Genomic DNA, 462 nt, shown 5'->3' on the forward strand with positions numbered 1-462 from the left:
GAGATATAGTATATGTTGAAATAGAAACCCTTGGGGAAATCTTAAAACAACATGGGATATTTGGAACAATTGAAGCTGTAAAGACAGTGTCTGACCTTTTCCTACCCATTGCGGGAAAAATATTGGAAATCAATCCCAAATTAGAAGCCAATCCTGAGCTGGTAAACTCTGATCCTTATGGAGAAGGGTGGATGATAAAAATTAAAATGGCAAACCTCTTTGATACAGAATGGCTGCTGAGACCTGATGTATATAAATGTCTAATAGGATTATAATACAATATGGAGTCTGTAAAAACAAAGAAAACAGCATTTAATGCAATCCATCACATCCTTGGTGGGAAAATGGTAGAATATGCCGGTTTTGAAATGCCCGTCCAGTACAAAGGAGTAACGTGCGAGCATGAAACGGTAAGAAGCAGTGTTGGAGTTTTTGATGTGTCACATATGGGAGAGATCTCGA

The 462-nt window shown here is 38.1% G+C and carries 1 protein-coding gene and 1 pseudogene; both read left to right on the forward strand.

What is annotated here, in order from left to right; translation table 11 throughout:
- A partial coding sequence (locus AB671_RS21630) for a glycine cleavage system protein H (RefSeq protein WP_066681406.1) occupies positions 1–275 on the forward strand: 275 nt, incomplete at its 5' end.
- 6 nt (positions 276–281) lie between these two features.
- A pseudogene (locus AB671_RS21635) lies at positions 282–462 on the forward strand (glycine cleavage system aminomethyltransferase GcvT); the annotation flags it as partial.

Source organism: Chryseobacterium sp. BGARF1 (assembly GCF_001677955.1).
Lineage (GTDB): Bacteria > Bacteroidota > Bacteroidia > Flavobacteriales > Weeksellaceae > Chryseobacterium.